This is a genomic window from Actinomadura terrae (assembly GCF_022751215.1).
GTDB classification, from domain to species: domain Bacteria; phylum Actinomycetota; class Actinomycetes; order Streptosporangiales; family Streptosporangiaceae; genus Spirillospora; species Spirillospora terrae.
Window position 1 is genome coordinate 1,516,420 of the sequence record NZ_JAICDG010000002.1, and the last position, 13,858, is coordinate 1,530,277.

Consider the following 13,858-nt stretch of genomic DNA (forward strand, 5'->3'; position numbering starts at 1 on the left):
CCTCACGGCGGGCCGTCGTAATGGCCGGTCCGAAAAAGGCGACCCGCCGTGAGGGGACAGCGACAGATGGACCCGCACGTAAGTGCGGTGTCGCCCGTTAGGAAGGGTCCACCGGAGGGAGACGGTCGAGGGTGGCCGCGTACTCGGCCACCAGCTCCCCGACGATCTCCGCCGCCGGAAGGATCTCGGTGACGAGGCCCGCCGACTGCCCGGCCTCGACCTTGCCCCGCGCGACGTCGCCCTCGAACGCCGCCATCCGCAGCGTGGACGCGGCGAACACGGCGCGCCGCAGGTCCAGCTCCGCGCCGGTGCGCTCCAGCTCGCCCATCCGGTCGGCGAACTCGTTGGCCAGCAGCCGGATCATCCCGATCTGGTGGCCGACCGTCCGGGTGTCGCCGACGCCCGCCGCGAGCACGGCCTCCTTGTAGGCGGGATGCAGGTTCGACTCGACGCTCGCGAGGAAGCGGGTGCCGAACTGCGCGCCGTCCGCGCCGAGCGACAGCGCCGCCGCGAGGCCCGCGCCGTCGGCGAAGCCGCCCGAGGCGACGATCGGGACGCCGGGCGCTGACTTCACCACCGACCGCACCATGACCAGCGTCGACACCAGCGCGGCGGGCGGATGGCCGCCCGCCTCCGCGCCGACGACGACGAGCCCGTCCACCCCGGCGCCCACGGCCTTGGCGGCGTGCTCCTCGCCCGCGACGACGTGCAGGCAGGTCGTCCCGAGGTCCTTGAACCGCGGCAGGTAGCGCTTCGGGCCGCCCTGCGAGGCGATCAGGACCGGCACCCGCCGCTCGCACAGCAGGTCGATGACCTCCTCCACGCCCTTGCGGTACAGCGGCAGGTTCACCGCGTACGGGCGGTCGGTGCCCGCCTCGACCTCGTCGATCGCGCGCTCCAGGTCGGGCAGCCGCATCGGCCCGGCGGCGATCACGCCGAGCCCGCCCGCGCGCGAGACCGCGAGCGGCAGCGCCGAGCCCGACGAGGCCCACGACATCCCGGCCTGGACGATCGGCAGCTCGGTCCCGAGGAGCCGGGTGAGCGGCGTGTCGATCCTCACCCGTCCTCCAGCAGTCTCCGCGCGTGCTCGGCGAGGTGCCGCTTCTGCACCTTCGAGCTGGCCGTCATGCCGAACTCCTCGAAGCCCGCGACGACCCGCAGGTGGCGGGGCGCCTTGAACCCGGCGAGCCGCTCGCGCGCCCAGCCGAGGATCTCCTCCGGCTCGGCCTCGCGGCCCTCGGTCAGCACGACGAACGCGAACGGCACCTCGATCAGCCGCGCGTCGGGCACGCCGACCACCGCCGCCTGCTTGATCTTCGGATGGCGGTGCAGGCAGTCCTCGACCTCGGTCGGGGAGACGTTCTCGCCGCCGACGCGGATCAGGTCCTTCGCGCGGCCGACGAACTCCAGCCGCCCGTCGGGGCCGAGCCGGCCGAGGTCGCCGGTGGACAGCCAGCCGCCGGGGGAGAGGGCGGCGGCGGTCTCGTCCGGCATCTCGAAGTAGCCCTGCATGACGTTCCATCCGCGCACGAGGATCTCGCCGACCTCGCCGGTCGGCACCTCGCGCCCGGTCTCGGGGTCGCGCAGCCGCACCTCGACGCCGGGCTCGGGCAGCATCCGCCCGGACGCCCGCACGTCCTCGGGCTCCCACCAGGCCGACTGCGCCACGTTCGGCGACGCCTCCGACAGCCCGTACCCGACGACGCACTCGGTCGCGCCCAGCTCGTCGATGATCCGCCGGACGATCCCGGGCGACGCCGCCGCCCACGCGCCGCGCAGGCTCAGCTTCCGTCCCGGCCGGTCGGGGTGGTCCAGCAGCATCAGCGCGATCGTGTCGTTGCCGGAGAAGTGGGTGCAGCGCTCGGCCTCCATCAGCCGCAGCGCCTCACCGGCCTCGAACCGGTCCATGGTCACGAGCGTCGTGACGTGCTGGAGGCACGCCAGCACCGACAACGTGCTGCCCGCCGCATGGAAGAACGGCCGCGCGCTGTGGAACCGGTCGCCCGCGCGCAGCCCGAGCCGCGCGCCGGAGAAGAACGCGTCCGCGCACATGTTGCGGTGCGTCAGCAAAACGCCTTTCGGATAGGACGTCGTGCCGGAGGTGTACTGGATCAGCAGCACGTCGCCCGGCGCCGAGCACGGCTCGACGGGCGGCGCGTCCACGGCGAGGAACTCCTCCCACGACCGCGCGGCGGACGGCACGTCCGCTCCGAGCACGACCACATCCTTCAGGTCGGGCAGCGCCGGGTCGGGCAGGGCCTTGTCGATGCCGGGGCAGATCTGCCGCAGCATCGCGCAGAACTCGCTGCTGAGGAACCGGTCGGCGGTGAACAGCAGCTTCGCGCGGGACTGCCGCAGCACGTAGGCGATCTCGTCGGCGCGCAGCCGCGTGTTGACCGGTACCGTCACCGCGCCGAGCGAGCCGATCGCGACGAACAGCGACACCCAGCGTGGACCGTTCCCGAGGCAGACCGCCACATGGTCGCCCCGGCCGACACCGGCGGCGGCCAGCGCCGCGCGGACGGCCGTGACCTCCGCGTCCAGCTCCGCGTAGGTGATGGTCCCCTGCGCGGAGACGATCGCCTGGACGTCCGCGCCCACGGCCGCCGCGCGGCGCAGCGCCGCGTCGGCGGTCAGCGGACAGATCGCCTCCAGGTTCACCGGCCCTCCTCCTTCACAGTCTGCTCCCCCGACGCCGGACGGATAGACCCCTCAAAGGCGCTGACGCCGTTGCGCCAGGCGCCGTCGGCCAGGCAGCGCTCGATCGCGGCCATCTCGATCCTGATGCCGTTGGCGAGGTCGGTCTCGGCGCCGAGGTCGATCGCCTGCTTGGTGAGCGCGATCGCGAGCGGCGGCGCGTCCGCGATCGTGCGGGCGAGCCGCTCCCCGGCCTCGGCCAGCTCCGCCGCCGGGACGAGCCGCGCGACCAGCCCCACGGCGGCGGCCTCCTCGGCGCCCATCGTGCGGGAGGTGAACAGCAGCTCCTTCGCGCGGCGCTTGCCGATCACCCGCTGGAGCCGCTGCGTCGCGCCGACCGTGCCCCAGTGCGGTTCGGGGAACCGGAACGTGGCGTCGTCGGAGGCGACCACGAAGTCGCAGGACATGGCGATCTCCCCGCCCGACCCGACGACCGGGCCCTGCACGAGCGCGACCACGGGCTTGGAGCAGCGCTCGATCGCCTCGTAGGCGGCGAAGGACGCGAGCCGCCGCGAGCGCACCCACGCCTCGTCCCGGCCCTTGCGCTCGCGCAGGTCGGCGCCCGCGCAGAACGCGGGGCCGTTCGCGCGCAGCAGCACCGCGCGGACGCCGGGGTCGGCGTCCAGCTCGGCGAACGTCTCGCGCAGCCGGTGGCACATCGGGAGGTTCAGCGCGTTGCGCGCGGCCGGCCGGTTCAGCACGGCGTGCGCCACGCCGTCCTCCCGGCGCACCAGCACGGGATCGTCGTCGCTCTCAACGGCCATGCTCAAATCGTCCCTTCGTCGCGAAGCCGGGAGATCTCCGCCTCGCCCAGCCCGAGCAGCTCGCCGAGCACGGCGGCGGTGTCGGAGCCGAGCAGCGGCGGCGCGGCGGGCTCCGGATCGTCGTAGCCGTCGATGCGCAACGGGGTGCGCAGCGCCGGAAAGCGGCCCTCGACGGGGTGCTCGAAGTGCCGCACCATGCCGCGTTCCACCGTGTGGGGGTCGGCGAGCGCCTCCCGCACCGAGTTCACCTCGCCCGCGGGCACGCCCGCCGCGCGCAGTGCCGCCGCCAGCTCGTCGCGCTGCCATCCGGCGAACGCCTCGGTGAGGGCGGCCGTGACGTGAGCGCGCCGGGCGACGCGTCCGGCGTTGGTGGCGAGGTCGGGGTCGGCGGCCAGCTCGTCCAGGCCGAGGACCTTGCACAGCGGGCGCCAGTGGTGGTCGCTGCCGCTGATGTGCAGCCACCGGCCGTCCGCGCACTCGAACGCGGCGGACGGCACGCGCCCCGGATGCCCGGTGCCGGTGCGCACCGGGTCCTCGTCCAGCGCGAACAGCCGCGCGGCGGCCACCGCGAGCAGGCTGACCTGCACGTCCATCATCGCGAGGTCGGCATGCCCGCCGCGCCCGGACGCGTCGCGCCCGGCCAGCCCGGCCAGCGCGGCGATCACGATCCACAGCCCCGAGGTGAGGTCGGCGATCGGCACGCCCGCCTTGGCGGGCGGCGTGCCCGGGTGCCCGGTCAGCGCCATGACGCCCGACAGCGCCTGGAAGATCGTGTCGTAGCCCTTGCGGTCGGAGTAGGGGCCGCTCTGGCCGAACCCGGTCCCCGACACATACACCAGGCGCGGGTTCTCCTTCGCCAGCGCCTCGTAGCCGAGCCCGCGCCGCTCCATCGCGCCGGGCAGGAAGTTCTCGACCAGGACGTCGGCCTGCCGGGCGAGCCCCCGCGCGATCTCCTGTCCCCGGGGGGTGGACAGGTCGAGCGTGATCGAGCGCTTGCCCCGGTTGAAGGCGAAGAAGTAGGCGCTCTCCCCGCCGGGCAGCTTCGGCTCGAACAGCCGCGACTCGTCGCCGCCGCCCGGCCGCTCCACCTTGATCACCTCGGCGCCGAGGTCGGCGAGGATCTGGGTGGCCATCGGGCCGGCGAGCACCCGGGAGAAGTCCAGTACGCGGATTCCGTCCAGTGGCCTCACGGGCGGAACCCGCGCATGATCGCGTTCACGTCCGCGCCGGTGCGCATGGCCTCCTCGAACGGCAGGTCGGCGACCCGGTAGAACAGCGCCTTGGCCGCGATCATCGCGTCGGCGTTGACCTCGGCCCAGCCGGCGGCGATCTCCAGCGCCGCCTCGACCTCCGCGCCGGGCTCGACGACCCGGTTGGCGATGCCGCGCTCGGCCAGCTCCGCCGCGCTCAGGATGCGGCCGGTGCTGATCAGCTCGAAGGCGAACTTGCGGCCGAAGTGCCGCTGCAACCCGGTCATCACGACCGCCGGGACCAGCGAGTGCCGCAGCTCGGGGTACCCGAGCTTGGTGTCGGACGCGGCGACCATCATGTCGCAGCCGATCGCGAGGCCCGCGCCGCCGCCCATCGCGTGCCCCCGCACGGCGGAGATCACCGGCTTGGTGAGCTGCTGCGGGAGCATCTGACTGCGCATGGTCAGCTCCGCGCGCCGGACGACCGCGGTCTGGTCGTCGGGCGTCAGGTCCTTGAACTCGGTCAGGTCGGCGCCCGCGCAGAACGCGCGGCCCGTCCCGGTCAGCACGACCGCGCGGACGGCGCCGTCGGCGTCGGCCGCGCGCAGCGCCGCGAGCAGCGCGGCGGTGAGCTCGGTGTTCAGCGCGTTGAGCTTGGCGGGACGGTTCAGCCGCAGGACCCGGACGGCGCCGTGGTCCTCCGTGACCAGCACGTCGGTCGACGTGTCACGCGTGAGCATCCTGGAACTCCTTCCGGCAGGCCGGGCCGAACCCGGCGCGGGCGACCATGCTGTAGAGGGACCGGCCGAGCGCCTCCTCGCACATCCGCGACGCGGCCATGACCTTGTCGAGGTCGAGGCCGGTGTCCACGCCCTCGGACTCCAGCAGGTTCACGAGGTCCTCGGTGCAGACGTTCCCCGTCATGCCCTGCCCGTACTGGATGCGGGTGGGGTGGCCGCCCACCCCGCCGAGGGAGCTGTCGAAGTCGCGGCACCCGGCCTCCAGCGCCGCCACGCAGTTGGCGATGCCCGAGCCCCGGGTGTTGTGGAAGTGCGCCACGACCGGAATGTCGGGACGCGCCGACGACACGCGCTTGAACAGGGATTTCACCGCGCTCGGCGTGGCGAGCCCGGTGGTGTCGCCGAGCGTGACCATGTCCACGCCGAGGTCGGCGAAGCGCGCCGCGTCATCGGCGACGACGCCGGGGTCGACCTGCCCCTCGAACGGGCAGCCGAACGCCACCGACACGACCCCGACCAGCTTGAACCGGCCGCCGGCGAGCCGGACCATCTCCGTGATCCGCTCCCACTGCTTTTCCCTGGTGGTGCGCATGTTGCGCTCGGTGTGCGACTCGGTCGCCGAGACCAGCAGGCTCAGCTCGTCCGCGCCGTGCCCGGCGTCGAGGTCGGCGAGGGCGCGCTCGACGGCGCGCGGGTTCGGGCAGGTCGCCTTGTACGACACGCCCGCCGGCCGGGGGAGCCCGGCGAGGACCTCGCTCGCGTCCGAGAACGCCGGGACCCGCCCGGGGTGGCTGTAGGACGTCGCCTCGGCGCGGCGGAACCCCGCGTCGGCGAACGCGCCGATCAGCGCGATCTTGACGTCCGCCGGGACGTGCGTCTCCTCGTGCTGCAGGCCGTCACGGGCGAAGCATTCGCAGATCGTGACTCCGTCGGTCATGTACGGCCGCCCCTCCTGAAGTGTCGCCACACGGGTCATCACCTTGAGGGATACACGGATGGTGTTGATGATGTCAACACCGGAGGCCGCGTCGCGCACGATGAGTCACGAGCGGTCGCACTCAGTGTTCGGCACGCTCCAGTGCGCGGCCCACGGCGGCCAGCTTGCGCAGCGCCGAGTCGAGGACTTCCTGCTCGTCAGGGGTGAGGCAGGCCAGGAACGCCTCGTTGCGGTCGTTGGCGGCCGAGATCAAACCTCGGTAGAGCGACTTTCCGCTGCGGGTCAGCGAGAGCTGCGTGCTGCGGCCGGGCCCCGGCTGGCGCTCCAGCAGGCCGCGCTCGGTCAGCTTGGTCACCACCCGGCTCATCTGTGCCTTGTCCAGCCCGGCGAGCCGGGCGAGCTGGTTGACGGTCTGCGGCTCGTCGGCGCCAAGGAGTGCGACCGTCCGCCATTCGTGCAGGCTGACGCCGTATTCGCGGCGGTAGCGGAGGGCGGCGCTGCGCGACAGCGCGTTCGCGACGCGGTGCAGCCGGTAGGACAATAGCTCCCGGATCGGCAGGAGCGCGGTCGTTTCGGCGGCGGGATCCGCGGAGCGGGCGGGATCTGCGTTCATGCGCCCACTGTAAAGCCGCGAATCGATACCTCGGAAGGTGTTGACAAATACAACACTTGGTTCTCAGACTGCTGACCTGTACCGATCACCGTCGGTTGAGCAGCGTACCGAGTGAGCCGTAGACCGAGGAGGGGCGCCAATGCCCGCAGAGCCGTCCACCGCCACCCTGTTGATCGACGGGGAGTGGCGCCCGGGGCCCACCGCGTTCGAGGTGGTGGATCCGGCGACGCTGGAGGTCGTCGCGCACGCCGCCGACGCGGGGCCCGGCGAGGCGCTCGCGGCGCTGGAGGCCGCCTGCGCGGCGTTCCCGGCCTGGCGCGCGACGCCCTCCGAGGACCGCGCGACCGCCCTGCGGGCCGCCGCCGCCGCGATCCGCGCCGCCGCCGAGCCGCTCGCCGAGCTGATGACGAGCGAGAACGGTAAGCCGCTGCACGAGGCGCGCGGCGAAGTCATGGGCAGCGCCCGGATGCTCGACTGGGCCGCCGAGGAGGGCCGCCGGGCCGACGGGCGCGTCACCCCCGGCAACCAGGCCGGTCCCGGGCTGGTGCTGCGCACCCCGGTCGGCCCCGCCCTCGCGATCACCCCGTGGAACTTCCCCGCGAGCATGCTGGTCCGCAAGGTCGGCCTCGCGCTCGCCGCCGGCTGCCCGGTGATCGTCAAGCCCGCCGAGCAGACCCCGATGATCGGCACCGAGCTCGTCCGGATCATCAACGAGGCCGCCGCGCTGCCCGCCGGCGTGCTCCAGTCGATCACCACGACGCGCCCGGCCGAGGTCGTCGGCGCGCTGCTGGACGACCCGCGCCTGCGCAAGGTCAGCTTCACCGGCTCGACCGAGGTCGGCCTCGGCCTGATCCGCTCCACCGGGGCGCGGCTGCGCCGGACCTCGCTGGAGATGGGCGGGCACTCCCCGGCGATCGTGTTCGGCGACGCCGACCTCGCCACCGCCGCCGCGGCCGTCAGCGCGGCCAAGTTCGCCAACGCCGGGCAGAGCTGCATCGCGATCAACCGGCTGTACGTCCAGCGCGGCGCGCTGGAGGAGTTCCTGCCGCTGCTGCTGGAGCGGGTCGCGGCGCTGCGCCTCGGCCACGGCGCCGACGAGGGCACGACGCTCGGCCCGCTGATCGACTTCGCCGGCCTCGACAAGGTCGAGCGGCACGTCACCGACGCCGTCAAGCGCGGCGCGACGGTCGCCGCCGGGGGCCGCCGCTGGACCGGCGAGGGCGCGCGTCCCGGGCTGACCGGCGCGTTCTACGAGCCGACCGTCCTGACCGGGGTGGACGACTCGATGCTGATCAGCTCCGAGGAGACGTTCGGGCCGGTGCTGCCGATCTACGCCTTCGACGACGACGAGGACGCGCTGCGCCGCGCCAACGCGAGCGAGTACGGCCTGGCCGCCTACGTCTTCGGCTCGGGCCTCAGCCGGATCTGGCGGGCCGTGGAGTCCCTGGACTTCGGCATCGTCGCGGTCAACGACCCCGCGCCGGTGCGTCCCGAGCTGCCGTTCGGCGGCATGAAGAACAGCGGCCAGGAGCGCGAGGGCGGCAGCGAGGGCATCGACGCCTACCTGGAGACCAAGTCCGTTTCGGTGAGGCTGTGAGGACGGCGCCATGACGATGGAACAGCACGCCACCCGCGAGCAGGCGGACGCGACGGACCTCGCCGAGCGGGACGTCCGGACGATCATCCACCCGCACAGCGTGATCGGGGAGCCGGCCGAGCCGCTCGTCCTCGACCGCGGCGAGGGCGCCGTGGTCTGGGACGTGCAGGGCCGGTCCTACATCGACGGCACCTGCGGGCTGTGGCAGTGCCCGGTCGGCCACGGCCGCCGGGAGCTGGCCGACGCCGCCGCCGCGCAGATCGCCAAGCTGGAGTTCTACTCCTCGTTCGGCGACTACTCCAACGAGCCGTCGATCAGGCTGGCCGAGAAGCTGCTGGAGCTGGCCCCCGCGGGCCTGCGGCGGGTGTTCTTCACCAACGGCGGCTCCGAGGGCAACGAGACCGCGATCAAGCTGGCGCGGCTCGCCCAGCACCACGCGGGCCACCCGGAGCGCACGATCGTCCTCGCCCGCTCGGCCGGGTACCACGGGATGGGCGGCGGCTCGCTCGCCGCGACCGGCATCGACCGGCTGCGCGAGGGCTACGGGCCGCTCGTCCCCGGCATCGAGTTCCTCGGCAAGCCGCACGCCGTCGCCGGGGACCCCGGCACCGCGGACCGGCTGATCGCCGAGCTGGAGGAGCGGATCGAGTCGATCGGCCCGGAGCGGATCGCCGCGTTCATCGGCGAGCCCGTCCTCGGCGTCGGCGGCATGGTCCCGCCCCCGGACGGCTACTGGCCGCGGGTGCAGGAGGTCCTGCGCCGGCACGGCATCCTGCTGATCGTCGACGAGATCGTCACCGCGTTCGGCCGCACCGGCCACTGGTTCGCCAGCGAGCGGTACGGCATCGAGCCTGACATGATCGTCACTGCGAAGGGCCTGTCCAGCGGATACATTCCAATGGGGGCCGTTCTCATCGGCCAGCGGGTCCTCGACCTGGCAGGAGGCGCGGCCTTCCTGCACGGCTTCACCTACAACGGCCATCCGGTCGGCGCCGCCGTCGCTCTCGCCAACATCGAGATTTTGCGGCGGGAAAATCTTTTGGAACGAGCCACCACGCTCGGTACGCGGCTGCTGGACGCGCTGCGCCCCCTGGAGGAGCTCGACCACGTCCTCGAGGTGCGCGGCGTCGGGCTCATGCTCGGCATCGAGTTCACCGGGGGCGACACCTCCGGGGTGCAGGCCGGGGCGCGCGCCGAGGGCGTGATCGTCCGCGCGTCCGGCACAAGCATCGTCCTGTCTCCGCCTCTGGTGATCACAGAGGAGCAGGTGGATACCCTCGCGCGGGTCCTGATCGAGCAGGTCAGGGCGGCGCACTAAGTCAACGAATCCGTCGGGGACCCACTACCGAGCACTGGAGGAAGACCGTGCGTCGGAACATAGGCATCAAGACCAGGGCGGCGGCCGCTGGTCTGGCCGTGACCATGGTCGCGGCATGCGGCATCGGCAATCCCTCGAACAAGAGCGACGCGCTCACGTTCGTGTCGACCGGCAGCCCCTTCCAGGACTACCAGAACAAGGCGTGGGCCGAGCCGTTCACCGCCCAGACCGGGGTGAAGGTCCGCAACGACGGGCCGGTCGACGAGGCGCGCATGAAGACGATGGTCGAGGCGCGCAAGGTCAGCTGGGACGTCGTCGACACCAGCGCCGCCGCCGCCGTGCAGTACTGCGGCAAGTACCTGGAGAAGCTCGACTTCTCCGTCATCGACAAGAACGTCTTCCCGCCGGGGACGGTCGGGGACTGCGGCGTCCCGGCGTACAACTACAGCCTGATCTTCATGTACGACAAGCAGAAGTACAAGGACAACCCGCCCACCAAGATCGGGGACTTCTTCGACGTCCAGAAGTACCCCGGGCGGCGGATCGTCCCGCCGGAGATCGCGGTGGGGCTGCTGGAGGCGGCCCTGCTCGGCGACGGCGTCCCCGAGAAGCAGCTCTACCCGCTGGACCTCGACCGCGCGTTCCGCAAGCTCCAGCCGATCAAGAAGTCCACCACCTTCGCCAAGACCTACGGCCAGCAGCAGCAGATGATGGTCGACCGCCAGGTCGACATGGCCCTGGTGCTGTCGGCCCGGGCCTACCAGTCGCTCAAGGCGGGCGCCCCGTTCGAGCCCGTCTTCGACAAGACGGTAGTGAACTGGGATGACCTGGTGGTGCCCAAGGGGGCACCGAACAAGGAACAGGCGATGAAGTTCATCGCCTTCGCCTCCCGCAACGACCCGTCGGCGAAGCTCGCGCAGCTGGCCTCCGTCCAGCCGATCAACGAGAACATCGTGCCGAAGTACGACCCGATCCAGCAGCGGGTCAACCCGTTCACGCCCGACCGCAAGCACTCGATCGTGCGCTCGAACTCCGACTGGTGGGGCAAGAACTTCGACGAGGTCACCAAGCGCTACACCACCTGGCTCGCGGGGTGAGGCATCCATGACCACCACGACGGTCAAGGCACGGTCGCAGGTACGCGGGGCACCGCGCACCCGGGGGCGCGCGGCCTGGTTCGTCCTGCCGGCGACGGCGCTGTTGCTGGTGTTCTTCTTCTATCCGATCGCGACGATCGTGTGGCGCAGCCTCACCGAGCCCGACGCGGGCCTCGGGAACTACACGGCGCTGCTGCACGACGGCCTGTCGGTGAAGGTGCTGGTCAGGACGCTGGTCACCGCGCTCATCGTCGCCGCGACGACGCTGGTCATCGCCTACCCGTACGCGTACGCGATGACCAAGGTCCGCCCCCGGACCCGCGCGGTGCTGACGGTGATCGTCCTGCTGCCGTTCTGGACGTCGCTGATGGCCCGCAACTTCGCCTGGTACATGCTGGAGCAGCGCGGCGGGCCGATCGAGCGGTTCCTCGGCCTGATCGGGTTCGACGGCGTCGTGCTGCTCGGCACCGTCGCGGGCGTCACGGTGGCGATGGTGCAGGTGATGCTGCCGTTCATGGTGCTGCCGCTGTACAGCGCCATGGAGCAGATCGACAAGCGGCTGCTGGACGCGGCGGGCAGCCTCGGCGCCCCGCGCTGGCGGGCGTTCGCGCGGGTGTACGTCCCGCTGTCGGTGCCGGGCATGCTGTCGGGCTTCTCGCTGGTGTTCATCATGACGCTCGGCTTCTACATCACCCCGGCGCTGCTGGGCTCGCCGCAGAACTCGCTGATCTCGCAGGTGATCGGCGAGCGGGTGAGCAAGCTGCTGGACTTCGGCGGCGCGGGCGCGCTCGGCACCGTCCTGCTCGGCGTGACGCTGCTGGTGCTGTTCATCGTGTCGCGGTTCGGCGGACCGGCGAGGGCCCTCGGAGGGGCGGTGACCCATGACTGAGCAGGCTGTGGAAACCCGCGAGAAGGAACCGGTCAGGGCGCAGCGGGACGGCGGGATCGGCTGGGGTCTGCGGACGGCCGTCGGGCTGACCGCGCTGCTGCTGATCGCCCCGACCGTGGTGGTGATCCCGATGAGCTTCTCGGGGGCCACGACGTTCGAGTTCCCGCCGAAGTCGTGGTCGCTGCGCTGGTACAAGTCGTTCTTCGGCTCCGAGAAGTGGATGTACGCGCTGCTCACCTCGGTCCAGATCGGGCTGCTGGTCGCGGTGGCCGCGACGATCCTCGGGGTCGCGGTCGCGCTCGGGCTGACCCGGTCGCGGTTCCGGGGGCGCGGCGCCGTCCGGCAGCTGATGATGGCGCCGATGATCATGCCGGGGATCGTGGTCGCGATCGCGATCTACGGCGTGTTCATCCGCTGGCAGCTCAACGGCACCGCGATCGGCTTCGTGATCGCGCACACCGTGCTCGCGCTGCCGTTCGTGGTGACGGCGGTGTCCACCAGCCTCGCCGGGTACGACCGGACGCAGGACATCGCCGCCGCGACCCTCGGCGCCACCGCGTGGACGACGTTCTTCCGCATCACGGTCCCGCAGGTGCTGCCGGGCGTGCTGTCCGGCTTCGCGTTCGCGTTCGTCACCTCGCTCGACGAGGTCGTCGTCGCGCTCTTCCTCCAGACACCCGACATCCAGACCCTGCCGGTGCAGATGTACAACTCCATCACCCTGGAAATCGACCCCACCATCGCTGCGGCGTCGAGCGTGATGGTGGTCGCGACCACCCTCGTGCTGCTCGTCCCGCAGCTCGTGCGCCGCGAGCGGAGGACACGATGAACCCCAGCAGCAAGGAAGCCGCCCGCGGAATCCGCATCAAGGGGGTCTCCAAGCTCTACACCGGGACGTCGCGCCCGGCGGTGGACGAGGTGTCGCTCGACATCGCCGACGGCGAGTTCATGACGTTCCTCGGCCCGTCCGGGTCGGGCAAGACGACGATGCTGTCGATGCTCGCCGGGTTCGTGTCGGTGTCGGCGGGGTCGATCGAGATCGACGGCCGCGACGTGTCGCGGCTGAAGCCGCACAAGCGCGACCTCGGTGTGGTGTTCCAGCAGTACGCGCTGTTCCCGCACCTCAGCGTCACCAAGAACGTCGCGTTCCCGCTCCAGCAGCGCAAGATGCCGAAGGCGGAGATCGCGAAGCGGGTGGCCGAGACGCTCGACCTCGTCCACCTCGGCGACTACGCCGACCGGCTGCCCGGCCAGCTCTCCGGCGGCCAGCAGCAGCGGGTCGCGCTGGCCCGCGCGGTCGTCTACGAGCCCCGGGCCCTGCTGATGGACGAGCCGCTCGGCGCCCTCGACAAGCGGCTGCGCGACCAGCTCCAGCGGGAGATCGCGCGGATGCACCGCGAGCTCGGCATGACGTTCATCTTCGTCACCCACGACCAGCACGAGGCGCTGACGCTCTCCGACCGCATCGCGGTCTTCAACGAGGGCCGCATCGAGCAGGTCGGCAAGCCCGCCGACCTGTACGAGCGGCCGGAGACGCTGTTCGTCGCCGAGTTCCTCGGCGAGTCCACCGGGTTCCGGGGGACGGTCGACAAGGCGGCCGGGATCTTGCAGTGCGGCGAGAACGCGCTGCGGGCGCCGCGCCTGGACCCGGAGCTGGACCGCTGCGCGGGCGTCGCGGTCGTGCGTCCCGAGCGGCTGAGGCTGCACGTCGACGCGTCCGAGGTGCACGCCGAGCACAACTGCGTCGGCGCGACCGTCACCGAGATCGTCTACGTCGGCGACCGGCACCAGGTCGGGTTGAAGTTCGCCGACGGCACCCGGGGCCTCGCCTCGCACCCGGTCGGCTCGCCGCTGCCCGCGATGCCGGGCGAGGGCGTCACGGTGAGCTGGGACCCCCGGCACCAGGCGATCGTCCGCGACCACGCGGGCGGGACCGCGCCCGCCGCCGTCCCGGCCGGGGCCTGATCCACCGCCCTCCCACCGCACCGATCCACCTTCGCGAATGGAGTTCCTTCC

The 13,858-nt window shown here is 72.1% G+C and carries 13 protein-coding genes; 6 read left to right on the forward strand and 7 right to left on the reverse strand.

Annotated features, from left to right (window positions below; genetic code table 11):
• Positions 1-97: 97 nt before the first annotated feature.
• The 7 genes from K2F47_RS16965 to K2F47_RS16995 form a co-directional block, all read right to left on the reverse strand.
• A complete protein-coding gene (locus K2F47_RS16965) occupies positions 98-1,060 on the reverse strand; it encodes an NAD(P)H-dependent flavin oxidoreductase (protein WP_242904322.1) in 963 nt (320 codons plus the stop codon).
• Positions 1,057-2,661, reverse strand: coding sequence for an AMP-binding protein (locus K2F47_RS16970; protein ID WP_242904324.1), 1,605 nt, complete (start codon positions 2,659-2,661; stop codon positions 1,057-1,059). The genes K2F47_RS16965 and K2F47_RS16970 overlap by 4 nt, the downstream gene beginning before the upstream one ends.
• Entirely contained in the window at positions 2,658-3,461 is an 804-nt protein-coding gene (locus tag K2F47_RS16975) for an enoyl-CoA hydratase/isomerase family protein (protein ID WP_242904326.1), read from the reverse strand. Before K2F47_RS16975 ends, K2F47_RS16970 begins: the two co-directional genes overlap by 4 nt.
• 2 nt (positions 3,462-3,463) lie before the next feature.
• Positions 3,464-4,651, reverse strand: coding sequence for a CaiB/BaiF CoA transferase family protein (locus K2F47_RS16980; protein ID WP_242904328.1), 1,188 nt, complete (start codon positions 4,649-4,651; stop codon positions 3,464-3,466).
• Positions 4,648-5,391, reverse strand: a complete 744-nt coding sequence (locus K2F47_RS16985; protein ID WP_242904330.1) for an enoyl-CoA hydratase/isomerase family protein — start codon at positions 5,389-5,391, stop codon at positions 4,648-4,650. Before K2F47_RS16985 ends, K2F47_RS16980 begins: the two co-directional genes overlap by 4 nt.
• Entirely contained in the window at positions 5,378-6,328 is a 951-nt protein-coding gene (locus K2F47_RS16990; protein WP_242904331.1) for a hydroxymethylglutaryl-CoA lyase, read from the reverse strand. Before K2F47_RS16990 ends, K2F47_RS16985 begins: the two co-directional genes overlap by 14 nt.
• Before the next feature lie 121 nt (positions 6,329-6,449).
• The gene (locus tag K2F47_RS16995) at positions 6,450-6,941 is read right to left on the reverse strand and encodes a MarR family winged helix-turn-helix transcriptional regulator (protein ID WP_242904339.1); all 492 of its coding nucleotides are present in this window, start codon (positions 6,939-6,941) and stop codon (positions 6,450-6,452) included.
• A 139-nt stretch (positions 6,942-7,080) separates the two neighbouring features.
• Between K2F47_RS16995 and K2F47_RS17000 the strand changes: the two genes are divergently transcribed.
• The 6 genes from K2F47_RS17000 to K2F47_RS17025 are packed head-to-tail and all read left to right on the forward strand — an operon-like array spanning position 7,081 to position 13,807.
• Positions 7,081-8,538, forward strand: coding sequence for an aldehyde dehydrogenase family protein (locus K2F47_RS17000; RefSeq protein ID WP_242904341.1), 1,458 nt, complete (start codon positions 7,081-7,083; stop codon positions 8,536-8,538).
• 10 nt (positions 8,539-8,548) lie between these two features.
• Positions 8,549-9,856 (forward strand): aminotransferase family protein, encoded by a 1,308-nt coding sequence (locus K2F47_RS17005; RefSeq protein WP_242904343.1) that lies wholly within the window; start codon positions 8,549-8,551, stop codon positions 9,854-9,856.
• A 47-nt stretch (positions 9,857-9,903) separates the two neighbouring features.
• Positions 9,904-10,953: an ABC transporter substrate-binding protein gene (locus K2F47_RS17010; RefSeq protein ID WP_242904345.1), complete on the forward strand. Its 1,050-nt coding sequence runs from the start codon at positions 9,904-9,906 to the stop codon at positions 10,951-10,953.
• Positions 10,954-10,960: 7 nt separating this feature from the next.
• Positions 10,961-11,842, forward strand: coding sequence for an ABC transporter permease (locus tag K2F47_RS17015; protein WP_242904347.1), 882 nt, complete (start codon positions 10,961-10,963; stop codon positions 11,840-11,842).
• Positions 11,835-12,671 carry an ABC transporter permease gene (locus K2F47_RS17020; protein ID WP_242904349.1) on the forward strand — a complete coding sequence of 279 codons (837 nt, stop codon included), beginning with the start codon at positions 11,835-11,837 and terminating at the stop codon, positions 12,669-12,671. The genes K2F47_RS17015 and K2F47_RS17020 overlap by 8 nt, the downstream gene beginning before the upstream one ends.
• Entirely contained in the window at positions 12,668-13,807 is a 1,140-nt protein-coding gene (locus K2F47_RS17025; protein ID WP_242904351.1) for an ABC transporter ATP-binding protein, read from the forward strand. Before K2F47_RS17020 ends, K2F47_RS17025 begins: the two co-directional genes overlap by 4 nt.
• Positions 13,808-13,858: the final 51 nt, after the last annotated feature.

Excerpts from the sequence above, each read along its gene's own strand:
- K2F47_RS17005 (WP_242904343.1), top strand. The coding sequence starts at position 8,549 with ATGACGATGGAACAGCACGCCACCCGCGAGCAGGCGGACGCGACGGAC.
- K2F47_RS16985 (WP_242904330.1), bottom strand. The coding sequence starts at position 5,391 with ATGCTCACGCGTGACACGTCGACCGACGTGCTGGTCACGGAGGACCAC.
- K2F47_RS16995 (WP_242904339.1), bottom strand. The coding sequence starts at position 6,941 with ATGAACGCAGATCCCGCCCGCTCCGCGGATCCCGCCGCCGAAACGACC.
- K2F47_RS16990 (WP_242904331.1), bottom strand. The coding sequence starts at position 6,328 with ATGACCGACGGAGTCACGATCTGCGAATGCTTCGCCCGTGACGGCCTG.
- K2F47_RS17020 (WP_242904349.1), top strand. The coding sequence starts at position 11,835 with ATGACTGAGCAGGCTGTGGAAACCCGCGAGAAGGAACCGGTCAGGGCG.
- K2F47_RS17000 (WP_242904341.1), top strand. The coding sequence starts at position 7,081 with ATGCCCGCAGAGCCGTCCACCGCCACCCTGTTGATCGACGGGGAGTGG.
- K2F47_RS17025 (WP_242904351.1), top strand. The coding sequence starts at position 12,668 with ATGAACCCCAGCAGCAAGGAAGCCGCCCGCGGAATCCGCATCAAGGGG.
- K2F47_RS16975 (WP_242904326.1), bottom strand. The coding sequence starts at position 3,461 with ATGGCCGTTGAGAGCGACGACGATCCCGTGCTGGTGCGCCGGGAGGAC.
- K2F47_RS17015 (WP_242904347.1), top strand. The coding sequence starts at position 10,961 with ATGACCACCACGACGGTCAAGGCACGGTCGCAGGTACGCGGGGCACCG.